General features: G+C 62.5%; 16 protein-coding genes and 1 pseudogene. 8 read left to right on the top strand and 9 right to left on the bottom strand.

The genetic code is table 11. The features are described 5' to 3' along the window. Positions 1-124: 124 nt before the first annotated feature. Genes WNY80_RS19710 through WNY80_RS19720 form a run of 3 tightly spaced genes read left to right on the top strand, consistent with a single transcriptional unit; the run spans position 125 to position 3,461 of the window. Positions 125-1,348, top strand: a complete 1,224-nt coding sequence (locus WNY80_RS19710) for a CaiB/BaiF CoA-transferase family protein (protein ID WP_342889114.1) — start codon at positions 125-127, stop codon at positions 1,346-1,348. Next, on the top strand, positions 1,345-3,009 hold the full coding sequence (locus WNY80_RS19715; RefSeq protein WP_342889115.1) for a thiamine pyrophosphate-binding protein: 1,665 nt from the start codon (positions 1,345-1,347) through the stop codon (positions 3,007-3,009). The genes WNY80_RS19710 and WNY80_RS19715 overlap by 4 nt, the downstream gene beginning before the upstream one ends. 56 nt (positions 3,010-3,065) lie before the next feature. Next, a complete protein-coding gene (locus tag WNY80_RS19720) occupies positions 3,066-3,461 on the top strand; it encodes a DUF393 domain-containing protein (protein WP_342889116.1) in 396 nt (131 codons plus the stop codon). Positions 3,462-3,466: 5 nt separating this feature from the next. Here WNY80_RS19720 and WNY80_RS19725 read toward each other — a convergent pair whose 3' ends face one another. From WNY80_RS19725 to WNY80_RS19735, 3 genes and pseudogenes are all read right to left on the bottom strand, one after another. Next, on the bottom strand, positions 3,467-4,192 hold the full coding sequence (locus WNY80_RS19725) for an LssY C-terminal domain-containing protein (RefSeq protein WP_342889117.1): 726 nt from the start codon (positions 4,190-4,192) through the stop codon (positions 3,467-3,469). A gap of 98 nt (positions 4,193-4,290) precedes the next feature. Then, positions 4,291-4,629: a TIGR01244 family sulfur transferase gene (locus WNY80_RS19730; protein ID WP_342889118.1), complete on the bottom strand. Its 339-nt coding sequence runs from the start codon at positions 4,627-4,629 to the stop codon at positions 4,291-4,293. Positions 4,630-4,777: 148 nt separating this feature from the next. Beyond that, positions 4,778-4,963: pseudogene (locus tag WNY80_RS19735) on the bottom strand ((2Fe-2S)-binding protein); the annotation flags it as partial. A gap of 175 nt (positions 4,964-5,138) precedes the next feature. Between WNY80_RS19735 and WNY80_RS19740 the strand changes: the two are divergent. Beyond that, entirely contained in the window at positions 5,139-6,824 is a 1,686-nt protein-coding gene (locus WNY80_RS19740; RefSeq protein WP_342889119.1) for an iron ABC transporter permease, read from the top strand. Positions 6,825-6,847: 23 nt separating this feature from the next. Here WNY80_RS19740 and WNY80_RS19745 read toward each other — a convergent pair whose 3' ends face one another. The 3 genes from WNY80_RS19745 to WNY80_RS19755 all read right to left on the bottom strand — a co-directional run bounded on the left by WNY80_RS19745 (position 6,848) and on the right by WNY80_RS19755 (position 9,827). Continuing rightward, entirely contained in the window at positions 6,848-7,300 is a 453-nt protein-coding gene (locus WNY80_RS19745) for a MarR family transcriptional regulator (protein ID WP_342889120.1), read from the bottom strand. Next, on the bottom strand, positions 7,297-8,457 hold the full coding sequence (locus tag WNY80_RS19750) for a twin-arginine translocation pathway signal protein (protein WP_342889121.1): 1,161 nt from the start codon (positions 8,455-8,457) through the stop codon (positions 7,297-7,299). Before WNY80_RS19750 ends, WNY80_RS19745 begins: the two co-directional genes overlap by 4 nt. Positions 8,458-8,645: 188 nt before the next feature. Next, positions 8,646-9,827: an MFS transporter gene (locus WNY80_RS19755; RefSeq protein ID WP_342889122.1), complete on the bottom strand. Its 1,182-nt coding sequence runs from the start codon at positions 9,825-9,827 to the stop codon at positions 8,646-8,648. Between the two features lie 139 nt (positions 9,828-9,966). Between WNY80_RS19755 and WNY80_RS19760 the strand changes: the two genes are divergently transcribed. After that, a complete protein-coding gene (locus tag WNY80_RS19760; RefSeq protein ID WP_342889123.1) occupies positions 9,967-10,842 on the top strand; it encodes a LysR substrate-binding domain-containing protein in 876 nt (291 codons plus the stop codon). Positions 10,843-10,999: 157 nt separating this feature from the next. On the opposite strand, the gene WNY80_RS19765 is transcribed toward WNY80_RS19760, so the two are convergent. Continuing rightward, positions 11,000-12,031 (bottom strand): Fe(3+) ABC transporter substrate-binding protein, encoded by a 1,032-nt coding sequence (locus WNY80_RS19765; protein WP_342889124.1) that lies wholly within the window; start codon positions 12,029-12,031, stop codon positions 11,000-11,002. Positions 12,032-12,400: 369 nt separating this feature from the next. On the opposite strand from WNY80_RS19765, the gene WNY80_RS19770 reads away from it, so the two are divergent. Continuing rightward, positions 12,401-12,988, top strand: a complete 588-nt coding sequence (locus WNY80_RS19770) for a TetR family transcriptional regulator C-terminal domain-containing protein (protein WP_342889125.1) — start codon at positions 12,401-12,403, stop codon at positions 12,986-12,988. A 63-nt stretch (positions 12,989-13,051) separates the two neighbouring features. Beyond that, positions 13,052-14,029 carry a zinc-binding dehydrogenase gene (locus WNY80_RS19775; RefSeq protein WP_342889126.1) on the top strand — a complete coding sequence of 326 codons (978 nt, stop codon included), beginning with the start codon at positions 13,052-13,054 and terminating at the stop codon, positions 14,027-14,029. 93 nt (positions 14,030-14,122) lie between these two features. On the opposite strand, the gene WNY80_RS19780 is transcribed toward WNY80_RS19775, so the two are convergent. Then, complete coding sequence (locus tag WNY80_RS19780; RefSeq protein ID WP_342889127.1) at positions 14,123-15,094, bottom strand: aldo/keto reductase; 972 nt, start codon at positions 15,092-15,094, stop codon at positions 14,123-14,125. A gap of 22 nt (positions 15,095-15,116) precedes the next feature. After that, on the bottom strand, positions 15,117-15,863 hold the full coding sequence (allE, locus tag WNY80_RS19785; RefSeq protein WP_342889128.1) for a (S)-ureidoglycine aminohydrolase: 747 nt from the start codon (positions 15,861-15,863) through the stop codon (positions 15,117-15,119). A gap of 267 nt (positions 15,864-16,130) precedes the next feature. Between allE and WNY80_RS19790 the strand changes: the two genes are divergently transcribed. After that, positions 16,131-17,024 carry an NAD(P)-dependent oxidoreductase gene (locus WNY80_RS19790; RefSeq protein ID WP_342889129.1) on the top strand — a complete coding sequence of 298 codons (894 nt, stop codon included), beginning with the start codon at positions 16,131-16,133 and terminating at the stop codon, positions 17,022-17,024. Positions 17,025-17,057: the final 33 nt, after the last annotated feature.

The following is a 17,057-nucleotide window of genomic DNA, read 5'->3' on the forward strand; positions in this document are numbered from 1 at the left end:
CCGCGAAAACCTGCTAACACACAGTCGCGAACCGGAGGGCTGAGCATTTTTTCCGATCTTTTCACACGCCTTGAATGCACCATATATGTTGCGCTGATTCCGTCCACCGCAGGGAGCGTTCCCCATGTCTGAGACCCCGGACGCCAATCCTTCAGATACAAACACCGGACCGCTCGCAGGCGTTCGGGTCATCGAGCTTGCCCGCATTCTGGCGGGGCCATGGGCCGGGCAATTGCTGGCCGATCTCGGCGCCGACGTGATCAAGATCGAGCACCCTCAGGGTGGCGACGACACCCGCCGCTGGGGCCCGCCCTTTGTCGAAGGCGCCGACGGCGAAAACCTTTCGGCGGCCTATTATCACTCGACCAACCGCGGCAAGCGCTCGATCACGCTCGATATTGCCAGTCCCGAAGGGGCGCAGACCGCGCGCGAGCTGATCTCGACTGCCGATGTGGTGCTCGAGAATTTCAAGGTCGGCGGGTTGAAGAAATACGGCCTCGACTATGACAGCCTGAAGGCGGAAAATCCGCGGCTCGTCTACTGCTCGATCACCGGCTTCGGCCAGACCGGACCCTACGCGCCGCGCGCCGGCTACGATTTCATCATCCAGGCCATGACCGGCATGATGTCGATCACCGGCGAGCCCGGCCGCGAGCCGCAAAAGGCCGGCGTCGCCATTTCCGATGTCTTCACCGGGCTATACTCGGTCATCGCCATCCAGGCCGCCCTCCGCCATGCCGAGAAAACCGGCCAGGGCCAGATGATCGACATGGCGCTGTTTGACACCCAGGCCGGAATCCTCGGCAACCAGAACCTCAACTATCTGGTCTCCGGTGTCGCCCCGGTGCAGATGGGCAACGCCCACATGAACATCGCACCCTACGAGGTGTTCCCGGTCGCCGATGGCCATGTCATCATCGCGGTCGGCAATGACGGCCAGTTCCAGCGCTTCTGCAAGCTGCTGGGCGCCACCGAACTCGGCACAGATCCCGACTTCCAGACCAACCCGTCACGCGTCGCCCACCGCAAGCGGTTGCGCGACGAGATCATCGCCGAGATGAGCAGCTGGACCAAGGCCGACATCCTCGCCGCCTGCGAGGCCAATGCCGTGCCTGCCGGGCCGATCAACACCATCGCCGAGATGTTCGATGATCCGCAAGCCATCGCCCGCGGGCTGAGGATGGACCTGAAAGATTCCGCCGGAACCGAAATTCCCTCGGTCCGCGCGCCGATCCTGCTCCCCGCCTCCCCGCTTCACTATGACCGGCCAAGCCCGCGCCTGGGCGAGCACACTCAGGAGGTGCTGGCCGAGCTCGAAACCATCAAGTCAAAAGGACAACGCACATGAAAACCGGCGGCCAGCTGATTGTCGATTCACTCAAGGCCAATGGCGCCGAGCGTCTGTTCTGCGTGCCGGGCGAAAGCTATCTCGCGGTGCTCGATGCGCTGGTTGATTCCGGCGTCGGCGTCACCGTCTGCCGCCAGGAAGGCGGAGCCGCGATGATGGCCGACAGCTGGGGCCGCTTGACCGGAAAGCCCGGCATCTGCTTTGTCACCCGCGGCCCCGGCGCCACCAATGCCACCGCCGGCCTGCACATTGCCCGGCAGGATTCGATCCCGATGATCCTGTTCATCGGCCAGGTCCAGCGCGATGCCCGCGAACGCGAGGCCTTCCAGGAAGTCGAATACCGCCGCGCCTTTACCGAATTCGCCAAATGGGTGGCCGAGATCGACGATCCGGCCCGTATTCCCGAATTCGTCAACCGCGCCTTCTCCGTGGCCCAGTCCGGCCGCCCCGGCCCGGTGGTGCTGGCGCTGCCCGAGGATGTGCTGCGCGAAGTGGTCGAGAACCCGCCAACTTCGATCCTGCCCAACCCGGTGCCCGTGATCCGGCCGGGCGAGCCGGAAATGAAGGATCTGGCCGACCGCCTGTCGCGCTCGACACGCCCGGTGATGATCCTCGGCGGCACCCGCTGGACCGATCAGGCAGTCCGCCAGGTCGAGCATTTCGCCGCCAGGGCGCAGGTACCTGTCGGCTGTTCGTTCCGCCGCCAGATGTTGTTTGACCACACCCATGACTGCTACGCCGGCGATGTCGGCATCGGTATCAATCCGGCGCTGGCAGAAGAGATCAGGAAGTCCGATCTGGTGATGCTGATCGGCGGCCGCTTCTCCGAAATGCCGTCTTCGGGCTACACCCTTCTCGACGTGCCCTTCCCGGCCCAGCCGCTGGTTCATGTTCACGCCGATGCCGATGAACTCGGCCGGGTCTACCGCCCGTCGCTTGCCATCAACGCCGACCCCGCCTCTTTTGCCGAGGCCCTGTCCGCACTCGATGTCGAGACCACACCCGCGCGCGCCGAGCGGACAAGGCAGATGCATCAGGCCTATCTCGATTGGTCGACCCCGCCCGAAACAGGCCCCGGCGATGTGCACATGGGCCCGATCATCGACTGGCTGCGCGACGAGCTGCCCGACGACGCGATCCTGACCAATGGCGCGGGCAACTACGCCACCTGGGTGCACCGCTATGTCCGCTTCAGAAAATTCGCCACACAGGCCGCCCCTGCCTGCGGCTCAATGGGCTATGGCGTGCCCGCCGCCGTGGCCGCCAAGCAAGCCTACCCCGAGCGCCTGGTGGTCGCCTTTGCCGGCGACGGCTGTTTCATGATGCACGGACAGGAATTTGCCACCGCTGTGCAGCACAAGCTGCCGATCATCGTCATCGTCGTCAACAACTCGATGTACGGCACCATCCGGATGCATCAGGAGCGCGATTACCCCGGCCGCGTAAGTGCCACCGAACTGACCAACCCGGATTTCGCCGCCCTTGCCCGCGCCTATGGCGGCCATGGCGAGACGGTGGAGAAAACCGAAGACTTCGCTCCCGCCTTCAAGCGCGCCCGCGCCATCGGCAAGCCGGCAATCATCGAGGTCAAGCTCGACCAGCAGGCCATCACACCGACCCGGACATTGGACCAGATCTCGGGCACCGGCGTGAAGAAATAGCCCAAGGCGCGTTTCAAGGGCTTGCCGCGGCATCAGCGAACGCCACTTTGCTGGCTATGAACAGCTCACAGCCAGCAATTCCACTTTCTGTCTGGTACGACGGCGATTGTCCGGTCTGCCGTCAGGAAGTGGCGCTCTACAGCCGCATCGACCGGAACCGTGCGATCGAGTGGATCGATATTGTTGCCCTCGCCGACAGCGCGTTGCCCGCCGGCAAGACCCGTGACGATCTGCTTGGCCGGTTTCATGCGCGGCAGGCCAACGGCCCCTGGCGCACCGGTGTCGATGCCTTCACCGCCATATGGGATCAGCTCCCGGTGCTCAGACGCCTGGCCTTCCTCTTCCGCACCCCCGGCATCCGCCAACTGGTGGAGCTTGGCTATCGCGGCTTTCTCAAATGGCAGCGCCACCACCGCGCCCGGCGCAACCTTTCCAAGCTACCCGTCGCGTGATGCACTCAGGGCCGTTCGCCCAGAACCCCGACCCAGAGGCTGCCATCGGTTGACCATGGATCACCTCCACCATTGACGCCGCTGTGCACCGTGTGAAAATCGGGCATCATGTAGCTGTCTTTCAGCCGGCCGGCCTTTTTCAAATCTGCCCTGAGCTTGTCGCGCTCGAGATCCACGTCGGGCGCAATGTGGTGGGTCAATTGTCCGGTTTCGTGGCTGAGGCCAATGCCGCGGTCAAATGAAGCCGCGCCGATATAGAGTGGCGCCGGCAGCTCCGAACTGGTTGAAAGCAGCCACAGCCGCACGTGATGCCGGGTGTCGGGATCAGGACCTGCGGGCTTTTCGAAGGCCAGATCCTCGCTTCGCCCGAACAGAAACAACCGGCTGACCGGCGCGGTCACGTAGGTCCGGTCGAGCACGATGTCAGCGGCAATGTCCAGGCTGCTTCTCAAGCCCAGCGAATCGGCGGGAAACCAGCCCGCGGCTGCCATGGCCGATTTGACCGCGGCTTCGTCGCCGACCAGCGCCACATTGAGCGGATCGCCCGGTCGGTGCTCGGCAGCCTCGGTCAGGCGCGGTTCGCTGCCATCCAATGGCGCCCGCGGATCGAAGAACACGTCCCACGCCAGCGGCGCGATCAGATAGGCCAGCGCCGTGTAGACCACGGCGGCAGCGGCAACAACAACGGCTGTGCGCCGAAGCCGTCCGGCGTTTTTTCTGCTGCCTGGCACGTGCGGATGATCCTTGGCGTCACGGGAATTCTCTGCACATTACATGCCGCATGCCCGGACACTTGTCCACAGATCCCCAGCCCCTGGCCAGAGTGGTGTCAGCCGCGCAGGTGAGCCGTCTGCTGGAAAACCGCGGTTGAGCGCGCACCGGAACGGCAATAGCCGAGCATCGGCGACGGCAATTCCTCGATCGCATCGACCATTTCGCGCACCGCATCAGCCGTCACGCCCATCGGGCCGATCGGGATATGCCGCATCTCGAGACCCAGAGCTTCTGCCGCCTGCTTGATGCTGTCGAAGCTCGGCTGGTCCGGGGCTTCGCCATCGGGCCGGTGGCAGACGATCGAGCGGAAGCCCGCGGCCTTGATTTCGGCGAGATCCTCGACGGAAATCTGTCCTGCGACGGAATAGGTTGGGGTGACTTGGCGAAGATCCATGACGTCAATTGCCTTTGAAGTGAGGCGCGCATCTGAAAGGCACGCCAGAGTTCGGACTGCCCGAATGACTTAAGCAATGGCTGCGAAGCCGTCAATCGGCGCTGGTGCCGCAGGTTGCGGCCAATTGGCTGTTCCTGTTGTTTCTCGCCCGCTCGGAGACCTCGCCGATAATTTTCACCACATCGGGAAAACAGCCGCAGCAGCGGCCGCGGATCCGCATGAAATGATAGACCTTCGACGGCACGATCAGTTGCCAGGGATCTTCATCGAGCAGTTTTTCGACGGCAGCCTCGATCTCGCCTTGCGACAGAAGGTTGCACTGGCAGACAATCATGGAAGTTCTCAACACTCACGCGACGCTGCCAGTCCGGCTGCCAGTTGACGCTAAAACCTGTATGAATTACTCCACAATCTTTGACCGACCCGCCATCCGCTGTCAAACACCGGATGGTCAAGATGCCGGAAATATGGCCGACTTTCCACTCGCGGGATCAGGCCGGATGCAAAGGATGAACCCGCCAGTGGGCGAACGCGCACTCAAATCTGCCGCCTGGATCGTCTCCCTGCTTTGCCTCGCGCCGATTGTCGCGGTGGCTTTCGCAGCCGTATCGGGCACGCTTGATACTTGGAACAGCCTGATGGCAACGGTGCTGCCGCGCTATGCCTGGACCACGGTCGAACTGGTGGTTCTGGTCGGCATCGGTACCGCGATCGTCGGCACCTCGACGGCCTGGCTGGTCACCACCTGCAGCTTCCCCTTCCGCCGCACCTTCGAGATCGTGCTGGCGCTGCCGCTGGCCTTCCCGGCCTATGTGCTGGCTTATGCCTATACCGACCTGCTCGACCATCCCGGCGCGGTGCAGACGGCGCTGCGCAACATCACCGGCTGGGGCCCGAAGGATTACTGGTTCCCCGAAGTCCGCTCGCTCGGCGGAGCGGCAGCGATGCTGATCTTCGTGCTCTACCCCTATGTCTACCTGCTCGCTCGCGCGGCCTTCCTCAAGCAGTCGCCAACCGCCTATTTCGCCGCCCGCACGCTGGGCCACACGCCCTGGTCGGCCTTCTGGCGCGTCAGCCTGCCGATGGCCCGTCCGGCCATTGCCGGCGGGGTGATCCTGGCGCTGATGGAAACCATCGCGGATTTCGGCACCGTGGCGCATTTCGGCGTGCAGACCTTCGCCACCGGCATCTACTCGGCCTGGTTCTCGATGGGCGACCGCATGGCCGCCTCGCAACTGGCCCTTTGCCTGCTGGTTGTTGCCCTGACCTTCGCGCTGCTCGAACGCGCCCAGCGCGGTGCTGCCAAACGCTTTCCCGCCGGCTCCCGCGTCGAGACCATGGAGCGGCACCATCTCCGCGGCTGGCATGCCGCGGCTGCCTTCACCGCCTGCGTGCTGCCGGTCGCCATCGGCTTTGCCATTCCGCTTGCCGTGCTGACAGACATGGCGATCGGTGCGGGAAAATCACCCTTCTCGCCGCGCTATCTCGGCTATGTCGAGAACTCGCTGACGCTGGCCTCGATCACCGCCTTTGTTACCGTGACCGCCGCCATCATCATCGGCTTCTGCGCCCGCATCGCCCCGAGCCTGGCATCCCGCTTTTCCGCCGCAGCCGCCGGCATTGGCTACGCCGTGCCCGGCGGTGTCATCGCGGTCGGGCTGCTGGTGCCGTTTGCAGCCCTCGACAACGCGATCGACGCCTGGGCACGGGCGAATTTCGATGTCTCCACCGGCCTGTTCTTCACCGGTTCCATCGGGCTATTGATCGTGGCTTACATGGTGCGCTTCATCGCCGCCGCCCTTGGCGCCTTCGACACCGGCATCTCGGCGATCAAGCCCAATATCGATGCCGCAGCGCGCACGCTTGGCCGCACCTCGGGCCGCATGCTCATCGAAATCCACCTGCCTTTGCTGCGTCCCAGCCTGCTCACCGCACTGTTGATCGTCTTTGTCGACGTGATGAAGGAACTTCCCGCCACCCTGATCATGCGGCCATTCAACTATGACACGCTCGCCGTGCAGGCCTACCGGCTTGCCTCCGACGAGCGCCTCAACCAGGCCGCCCTGCCCTCGCTGATGATCGTCGGATTCGGGCTGCTGCCGGTGATCCTGCTTTGCCACACCATCGGCAAGTCTGGCCGCCAGCAAAACCGGGTGGTTAGCCCGAAAGTGGATGCGCTGCTGCCGAGCGCCTGACAGGCAGGGCCCGCACGCCCGTTTCAGGTGCGCCGTTCGTCAAGCCAGGCCCGCACTGCCGCAAGCACCGGCACGGTCTTTGCTATCTCTCCCGCCGGGAAATCCTGCTGCAATGCCTGCATCATCGGCGCTATTGTCGCGACGCAGGCGTCACACATGGCACGTCCCTCGTCGGTGATGTTGACGCGCTTGGCGCGGCCGTCGGTCGCGTCGGGGGTAATCACAACCAGCCCCTTGCCTTCCAGATGCTTCAGCGTGCCGGTCATGGCGCCCTTTGTCACCTGCATGGCCCGCGCAATCCGGTGCGGCGTCCAGCCATCGCCCACCCGGCCGAGGTGATTGAGCACCGAAAACTGCGCCAGCGTCATGCCTTCCGGCATCGCCTTTTCAAAGGCGTTGCCGGACAGCTGCGAGATGATGCCGATCTCGTTGAAGAAGCCGAAAAGGGCTTCCATGTCGTTGGGGTTTGCGCTCATGCACTCCGGATCCGGGTTTCCAGCGGCCAGCGCGGCGCCGGCTTGGTATCGGGACCATAGCCCAGCCTGACAAACATTTGCAGCGTCTCGTTTTCACCGATCCCCAGCGCAGTGCGCATGTCACCATATTTGCCGGTCATCTCGTCATATTCCTGCAGCGCCTGGCTGAACGGCTGCAGCGCAAGTCCGGCACCGGTGACAGCGAGATGCATGCGCACATGGTCACGCCCGGCGGCAATCTGGTCGGCCCTGGTATTGCCCGGTGTCGTCAGCCAGAGAAATGCCATCGCGGTGTCGAACTGGACCTTCTGTGCCGCCATGCTCCGGGAAAACATCGTCGAACTGGGGTCCAGCATCTCTTCCCTGTTCATCATGCCGAGAAGGCTCAACCCCTCCATCAGCGGCCCGCCCAGGCTTATGCCGTCGGGATTGGCTTCGATTTCGGCCTTGCCGATGCGCATCAGGTCAACGCTCTCCTTCATCGTGCGGCGGGTGCGCAACTCGATCTCCATCGCCGACCAGGAAAGCGCCCGGAGCGCGACCACGTCTTCGGCCCCGGTCGCATGGGCAATACGCGCGGTCCGCGCAGCACCGGCAATGCCGTCCAGCGTCTGGGCAGAAACCGGCCGGGCAATGTCATAGGCTTCACGGTTGGTGTGGCGCGCAAACACCTGCGCAAACAACGGATCACGCGGAACCGTATCGTCGGCCACCAGACGGATGCGCGCCACCGGACGGTCATCCAGAACCGGTTGCGGCTCGCCGTCCGGGAACAGTGTCACTTCAGCGCGATGGCCGATCTCCGCAGCCGCCATAGCAAGCACCTCGATGAAACAGCCAAGGCCGATCGTCAGTTGCCGGTCATAGGGATCGGTTTCCGGCAGCCGTCGCGCGGTGTCGAAATACAGCGTTATCTCCCCCGGCGTCGAAAGCTCCGCCACCCAGGGTTGGCGGTTGTGCGGATTGGGCGCAAGGATCGCATGCGACAGCGCAAAGATCCGCGGATCGCTGCTTGTACCTGCCTGCAGCGCTTTTGCTGCCTGCCAGGGCTCACGCCCGGCTGCGGGATCGCGGGTTGCGGCCCAGGCTCCAATTCCGCCCGCGGCGACAATTACCCCGCCACCAAGGATCGTCATGAATTTCCGTCTGCTGGTCATATCTGGCTCCATTTCGTTTAGCGTTAAACCATATAGTTTACCACTAAACGACATGTCAATCCCCAAGAACGGGGCTGCCCCGCAAGCCGCTCCTGATCACCCGCGCCGTACCCGGACCGGGCTGCAACTCACATACGCGTCGCACAACGGTGACAAAGCCGAATGGCGAAGAAGATGCGCCCCGCGTACTAATCGGTGTCCGGGAGGTGGAAGGTCAGCAATCCCAGGGCCAACAGGACAGGGAGAAAGTTGAACACCTGCTGTATTCCGACCTGGTCGGCCACAGCCCCCAGCGCTGCGGCCCCAAGAGCGCCAATTCCGAAGGCAAAACCGAAGACGAAACCGGACACCATCCCGATTTTCTGCGGCAGAAGTTCCTGCGCATAGACGACAATTGCCGAAAAGGCGGAGGCCAGGACCAGCCCGACAACAATGCTCAACGCGATTGTTCCCGGCAGGTTCGTGTACGGCAGCATGAGCGAGAAAGGCAAAGCGCCCAATATCGACCCCCAGATCACCTTCCTGCGCCCGATCCGGTCCCCGACGGGGCCGCCAACGAACGTGCCAACCGCAACGGCCGCCAGGAAGACAAACAGGATGGTCTGCGCGCTCCGGATCTCCAGCCCGAATTTCTCGATGAGGAAGAAAGTGTAGTAGCTCTTGAACGTCTCGATGTAGACGAATTTGCTCAACAGCAGCGCACCGATGATCGCGAATGAAATCATCAGCCGCTTTTTCGGCAATTGCGGGAAGGAAAGCTGCGGCGCGGCAACGGTGTTCATGATCCGCTGATGATTTGCAAACCACCGCGCAACCCAGGTGAGGATGACGACCGACAACACGGCCAAAAGCCCGAACCAGACCGTACTGAACTGCCCCAGGGGGAGAACGAACAAGGCAGCAGCAAGCGGCCCGAGGGCTGTCCCGGTGTTGCCGCCAACCTGAAAGCTCGACTGCGCAAAGCCCCGTTGGCCACCCGATGCCATGCGGCACACCCGCGATGCTTCCGGGTGAAACAGGGCCGAGCCCACCCCCAGAACAGTCGCGGCCGCCAGCAACAGCACGAACGAATTCGCCGTTGCGAGCATGACCACACCAAGCGCCACGACCGTCATAGAAACAGCAAGCGTGTAGGGCCTGGGTTTCAGGTCCCCGTAAAGTCCCATGATGGGCTGCAACAGGCAGGCCGTGATCTGTTGCGCAAGAGTAAGCAGACCCAGTTGAAAATAGTTGAGCGCATACTCTGACTTGAAAACCGGATAGAGCGCGGGCAGCAGGAACTGGATCAGGTCATTGATCAGATGGGCGCCACTGACGGCGAAGATAACCGAATACGACGTCGGCATCAGGGTTGTTTTCTGGATGGTCACTTATGGTCTCGTTGCTGGGGTGGAGTACCCGCGCGTGGGGTCTCCGCCGAAAGGGTTTGGAGGCCACAATGGCGCATTCGCAGTGGACTTTCTAACCAGAAGGGAATCTACTATCCTGTAGAAAATCTACAGGATAACAATGTCGACGCCGCGCCGCTCCCTCCCCCCGCTGAATGCATTGCGTGCTTTTGAAGTTGCCGGCCGGCAGCTGAATTTTCGCGCAGCATCCGAAGAACTCGGCGTCTCCCAAGGTGCCGTCGCGCAGCAGGTGCGGCTTCTCGAGGACCATCTGGGCATTTCTCTGTTTAAGCGCATGCCGCGAGGCGTCGCGCTTACGCCGCAGGGGGCGAACTATCTTTCCGAAATGACCCGCGCCTTTGACACGCTCTGCAAGGCAACAGCACAGCTTCACGATCGTGCCGATGCGGTGACCATCAGCGTCACGCCGACATTTGCGACAAAAATCCTGATCCCGCAGCTGTCCGAACTCAAATTGGCCTTGCCGTGGGTGGAGCTGCGTACGATCGCAACCGAGTCTGTCTCCGACTTTGATCGCGACCAGGTCGATATAGCCGTGCGCCAGACCCGGCCGCCCTTTGCCGCGTCTCAGGAAGCGCAACTGCTTTTCCGTCACGACCTCGTTCTGGTTGCCAGTCCGCATTTGCTGGGTAACGACAAACGGCCGCTGACGCGGGAACAGATCAGCCGCCTGCCGCTCCTGCATGATGCACAAAACCATTGGCCAAAGTTCTTTGGCAGCGTTGGAACGCTGCCAGGCGCGGTGTTCAACCAGACAACACTTGCGCTGGATGCGGCTCTTGCCGGACAGGGTGTTGCAATTGCCTGCCGCGCCCTGATGCAAGCCGATCTCGATGCTGCGCGTCTGGTCGAAATCTGCCCGGCGGGGTTCTCGGCCGGGTCTGATTTCTATCTCGTGCGAAAGCGCTCGCCGCATCCGCGAAACTCGGTTGATGCCGTCTGGTCATGGGCCCTGGACCATTGGGCGGTTGGCTGAAGGCCGGGAACTTCACTGGGCCTCGAAGCAGCCGATAGGCAGCACAGGGCCGAAACTTCGCCCCCTGAACGAAAAAGACCCGGACGCCAAATGTCCGGGCCTTTTCATAAGCCGGGGTAACGGTCATTGCCCCGGCGGTATGTGATGTCGGGTTGGCTTACTTGTAGCCGACCTCGTTGTAGATTTCCTGGGCACGGGCCTGGTTCTTGCCGAGCTCGTTGAGGTTGAGCGTGTCGGCCTTGAAGCTGCCTAGACCCTCGACCACCGACGATGCCGCAACGCCCTCAACCACCGGGTACTCGTTGTTGCCGTTGGCGAAATAGGCCTGGGCCTGATCCGAGGTGAAGTATTCGAGCAGCTTGACCGCGTTGTCGCGGTTGGGCGCATGCGCCGTCACGCCGGCGCCGGAGATGTTGACATGGGTGCCGTTGCCGTCCTGATCGGGGAACACGACGCCGATCTTGTCGATGCCCTCTGTCAGACCGTCAACCTGGCCGGCCAGGCCGCGGGCGAAGTAATAGGTGTTGGCAATGGCGATGCCGCATTCACCCGAAACGATGCCGCGGAGCTGATCGGTATCACCACCCTGCGGATCGCGCGCCAGATTGTCCTTGAGCCCCTGTGCCCAGGCCTTTGCAGCCTCGTCGCCATTGTGGGCGATATAGGCGCCGAGCAGCGACAGCATGTAGATGTTCGAGCTCGAGCGGGCGCACAGCAGGCCCTTGTATTTCGGATCGGCCAGCGCCGCATAGGTCATCGGCGGTTCGCTCACCTTGTCCTTGTCGTAGAAGATGACGCGGGCGCGCTTGGAAATGCCGAACCAGTGCCCTTCGGGATGGCGCAGGCTTTCGGGAACCCGTTCGTTGAGCACCTCGGAATCGACGGACGAGAACAGGCCTGCCTGATCGGCACGCCACAAACGGCCTGCATCGGCGGTGATGAACACGTCGGCCGGGCTGTTGGCGCCTTCTGCCTTCATCCGTTCGATCAGCTCGTCTTCCTTGCCTTCGATCAGGTTGATCTCGATGCCGGTGGCCTCGGTGAAATCGCTGTAGAGCCGCTCGTCGGTGTCATAATGGCGCGATGAATAGATGTTGACCTCGCCATCTGCATAAGCAGGTGCGGCGACGGCTGCAAAGGCAGCGACAGAGGCAAGAAGCGCGAGCACGCGAGGTGCGGAAATGGCCATTGGAGATCTCCATAGGGTTTGGATGAATAAACCTGACATTTGTAATCATGTTTATTCAGCAGCCGATTTGCTGTCAACCGGTCCGCCCGCAATAAGTTGAGCATTTGCCGAAGGTTTTTTTGAGATGGATTGGCCTGCGTTGAAACTCCACGCGCAGGTCTCGTCTCCGAATGCCCCCACCCTGATTTCAGGCCAGGCTTCAGCCTCGCCACCCTCCCCCGGCTTTCAAGCGTCAGTAGCCCGGACGGGCCGCCAGAACGCCCACCCATGAAGCCGGTTCAAAGCAGCCGGGGGCAGCGCAATCAGGCCATGGACCGTCTCACGGCTTTGTTACTAGACGACCGGTCTATTATTTTCTATATCGCCGTCATGACATCACCGAAGAAATCAGAACTGACCCGCTCCCGCATTCTCTGCGAAGGCCGCGCCCTTGTGCTGGCCCAGGGCTTTGGCGGCCTTGGATTGACCGAGCTGCTCACCGCCGCGGGGGTGCCGAAGGGCTCGTTCTATTACTACTTCGCCTCCAAGGAGGCCTTCGGCTGCGACATGCTCAATGCCTATGTCGGAGACTATATCGCCGCACTCGACGCCATCATCGCCCGGCCCCTGCCGGCCAATGAGCGCCTCGACAGTTTCTTCCGCGCCGCGCTTGAAGGCGATGCCGGGTCGATGGCCGACCGCTGCCTTGTGGTCAAGCTTGCCGCCGAAATCGCCGACCTGTCCGAAGATATGCGCCAGATCCTCGATGAGGGCGTGACTGCCGTGTGTGACCGCCTCGCGCGGTTGCTGCGGGAGGGCGCCGACGACGGCTCCATCGTTCCGCAAGACGACCCCGGCAGCGCCGCCGCCCTGCTCTATAGCCAATGGCTCGGAGCTGCGATCATCGCCAAACTGTCAAGGCGTCCGCAGCCTCTCGAACAGGCGCTTGCCGACACGCGGCGCCGGTTCTTCGCCTGACACTTCAACCCTTTCCGTCACCTCGAAATCCTGCGCATCGCAGGCACAACAAAGGACATCATTATGAAAGCTGCAACTTACACAAAATTCGGCGAACCCGCAGACGTGCTCGTCGTCAAGGACGTCCCCCGGCCCGAACCCAAGGCCGGTGAAGTCCTCATCCGCACCATCCTGTCGCCGATCCACAACCACGATCTCTGGACCATCCGCGGCACCTATGGCTACAAGCCCGAGCTCCCGGCCCTTGGCGGTTCCGAAGCCGTCGGCACCATCGAGGCGGTCGGCGAAGGCGTCGATGCCGCAATGGTCGGCAAGCGCGTCGTCAATGCCGGCAAGATCGGCACCTGGGCCGAGTATTTCACCGCCCCCGCCGCCGGCGTCCTGCCGCTTCCCGACGTGATTTCGGACGAAGCCGGCGCACAACTGGTCGCCATGCCGTTCAGCGCCATCTCGCTGCTCGAATTCCTCAACGTCAAGGAAGGCGACACGGTCATCCAGACCGCCGCCAATGGCGCTGTCGGCAAGATCTTCGCCGATCTCGCCCGGGCCCGCGGCATCAAGACCGTCAACCTCGTGCGCCGCGCCGAAGCCGTTGCCGAGCTTGAAGCGCTGGGCATGGAAAACGTGCTGTCGACCGACCAGGATGGCTGGCAGAAGCGTGCCCGCGAGATCGTCGGCAAGGACGGAGCACAAGCAGCCATCGATTCCGTCGGCGGCCCGATCGTCGCCGACATCGCCGACCTGCTCGGCCTCAACGGCCTGCTGGTCGTCTTCGGCACCGCAACCGGCGTACCGCTCGAACTGCGCGCCGGTTCGATGATCACCAACCACCTCACCGTCAAGGGCTTCTGGGGCTCGCGGGTCTCCAGCGAGATGGCAGCCGATGAAAAGGTCCGCCTGATCACCGAACTGGTCACGCTGGCAGCCCACGGCAAGCTCAAGCTGCCTTCGGGCGGTGAATTCAGCCTCGACAACGTCGCCGACGCGGTCAAGGCATCGCTGACGCCCGGCAAGTCAGGCAAGATCCTCATTCGTCCCTGACCCGGCCCTGACGCGGATTTAAGAGACAAACAGGCCCGCGCCGGATCACTCCGGCGCGGGCCGTTTCATGTCCGTTTCACGCACAAATTGCTTCTAGAGCTGGTCTTCCAGCCGGTCTGTCGCAGGAGCCGGGGTGCGCGACAATGCTGCGATCCGGGCATGCAGGTCCGGCGTCATATCGATCTTGATCGAATCCAGTGAAGGCTGCAATTGCTCGAGGTTGCGCGCACCGATGATCGGACAGGTGACAGCCGGATTGGCTGCAGCCCAGGCAACGGCCAGCGACACCGGGTGCACGCCCATCTCGCGGGCGAACTCGGTGAACGCCTCGGCGACATCGAACACCCAGTCCTCGCTGTAGCGCTTGGCATAGTCCGGATTGGCCATGATGCGGCCGCTGTCCGGGCGCGTGCCCTTGCCGTACTTGCCGCTGAGCAACCCGCCACCAACCGCCGAGTAACTGATCACGCCGAGATTTTCGGACAACGCCAGCGGGAAGATTTCGGATTCCGCCTGGCGTTTGACCAGCGAATACATCGGCTCGATCACATCGAACCGAGGCCAGCCGTGCCTTTCGGAAATGCCAAGTCCCTTGGCGATTTGCCAGGCCGAATAGTTGCTGGCGCCGAGATAGAGAACCTTGCCGTCGGCCACCAGCGTCTCCAGCGCCCGCAAGGTTTCCTCCAGCGGCACGGTCGCGTCCCAGCGGTGCATGAACAACACGTCGAGCCGGTCGGTGCCAAGCCGTCGCAAACTCGCTTCAACCGCCTGCAGGATGTGGCGGCGATTGCCGCCCCGCGCATTCACGTCATCCCGCATCGGAGAAAAGCATTTGGACGTGATGACCAGATCGTCACGTTCGCCCTTGATCAGTTTGCCGAGGATGGTTTCAGCCGCCCCCTTGCCGTAGCCGTCTGCGCAATCGAAGAAATTGATCCCGGCATCGCGGCAGGCTGAAAACATCCGCGCCGATTCCGCTTCATCGGCATCGCCGCCAAACGACATGGTGCCAAAGCACAATTCAGAGACCTGGACCCCGGTCTGGCCAAGTTGCTTGTATTTCATGATGGTTGTTTTCCTTTTCCGTTCAACCCGCCAGCGGGTCCCGGTTCCAGTTCTTGTAGATCAGATAGCGCGCCGGCGTAGCTCCCAGCGCTCCAAACCATTGCGGGCAATAGGGGCCCATCCAGATCACGTCCCCTTGCGCCACCGAGTACCAGTCATCGTCGAGCCGGTAGACCCCGCCACCATTTAGCATCAGCAACCCGTGCTCGACAAAATGCGTCTCGACATACGGCAGGCTGCCGCCGGGCTGAAACTCCATCACATTGACTTCACAGTCAAACCGTTCTTCCAGCGGAAGGAGCTTGCGCACCGCCAGCAACCCGTCATCCGACATCGGCCGCCGTGGTTGCGCTTCAACAGAGCCTACGACCGGTTCCGGATGCTCCGCGCCGTCAAGCGGCATGAACGCCTTCTCCAGCACCACCAGTCTTGATGCCTTCGTCGCCCTGATCTCGTGCGCCACCCCGGCAGGAACCAGCGCATAGCCCTCTGGCAACAGCTGATGCACCGCACCATCAAGATCCAGTGTAACAGCCCCTTCCAGCACGAGGACAAACCGTTCGATCACATCCGCCGGCGCCAGGGCCTTTGCACCTTCAGGCATCTCGGCAAGGAACTGCGAGAACCCCGCTCCCATCTGAGGCGAAATCACCACCACGATCCGCGAGCCCGGCCAGTTCGGCATCGGGGTAACCTCGTGACTGTCAGCCGAAATCAGCGCATGTCGCTGCGCAATCACCGAGCGTGTTTCACCAAACTGTCGTCTCATGGCATATCCTTTCGCGGGCAGCTGCGTTGACCGGGCACGGGTCAGTGCGCATTTGATCCGGGTCGCCCCGATACAATCATGGACCGGCTGAAATGGCGACATGCCGCCATGATACTCCCCCGGAATAATCGGCATTTGGCCAACACCGCTTTGCTGGCCAAAAACCACCGCTGCTTGCAACATCTCCACCAAGCTGCAAAAATCGGCGCCCGGGCCGGACCGGCAGGTTACACCCGGCCTTTCCCGCCCCCAATCCGGAGATCTGGCATGACGCAAGCGAATGAAACCGTGGGCTTTGTCGGCGTCGGCCTGATGGGGCACGGCATGGCCAGGAACATCGTCGAGAAGGGCTATCCGCTGACCGTGATCGCCCACCGCAACCGCGCTCCGGTCGAGGACCTGGTAACCCGCGGTGCGACCGAGGCCAAGTCGATGGAAGAGCTGGCAAGCGCCTGCTCCGTCATCTTCCTGTGCCTGACCGGCTCGCCGCAGGTCGAGGCCACGATCGCCGCCCTCAAGCCGGGTCTGGCCAAGGGAAGCGTCATCGTCGATTGCTCGACCAGCGACCCGACGGTGACCGAAAGAATTGCCACGGAGCTGGCCGAAATCGGCGTCGATTTTGCCGATGCACCGCTCAGCCGCACCCCGAAGGAAGCCTGGGAAGGCACGCTCGACTGCATGGTCGGCGCCAGTGAGACGGTGTTTGCCCGCATCGAACCGGTGATCGCCACCTGGGCCACCAAGATCGTCCATCTCGGCGGCGTCGGTGACGGCCACAAGATGAAACTGCTCAACAATTTCATCTCGCTCGGCTATGCGGCGCTCTATTCCGAAGCGCTTGCCATGTCGCGCAAGGTCGGCATTCCGGTCACCGCGTTCGACAAGGTGATCCGCGGCAGCCGGATGGATTGCGGCTTCTACCAGACCTTCATGGGCTATGCGCTCGAGGGCAATCGCGAATCGCACAAGTTCACCCTGACAAACGCCTACAAGGACATCCGTTACGTCGAATCCATGGCCAATGCCGCAACCGTCGCCACCCCGATGACCAGCGCCATCAAGAACTCCTTTGCCCTCGCCGTAAACACCGGCGGCAACGGACCCGAGGATTACCTGCCGCATGTCGCAGATTTTGTTGCCAGGGCAAACGGGATTGAGTGAGGGGGAGTTGCCTGATATCAGGGAGCGATTGCC

Source organism: Hoeflea sp. AS16 (assembly GCF_038900095.1).
Taxonomy (GTDB): domain Bacteria; phylum Pseudomonadota; class Alphaproteobacteria; order Rhizobiales; family Rhizobiaceae; genus Hoeflea.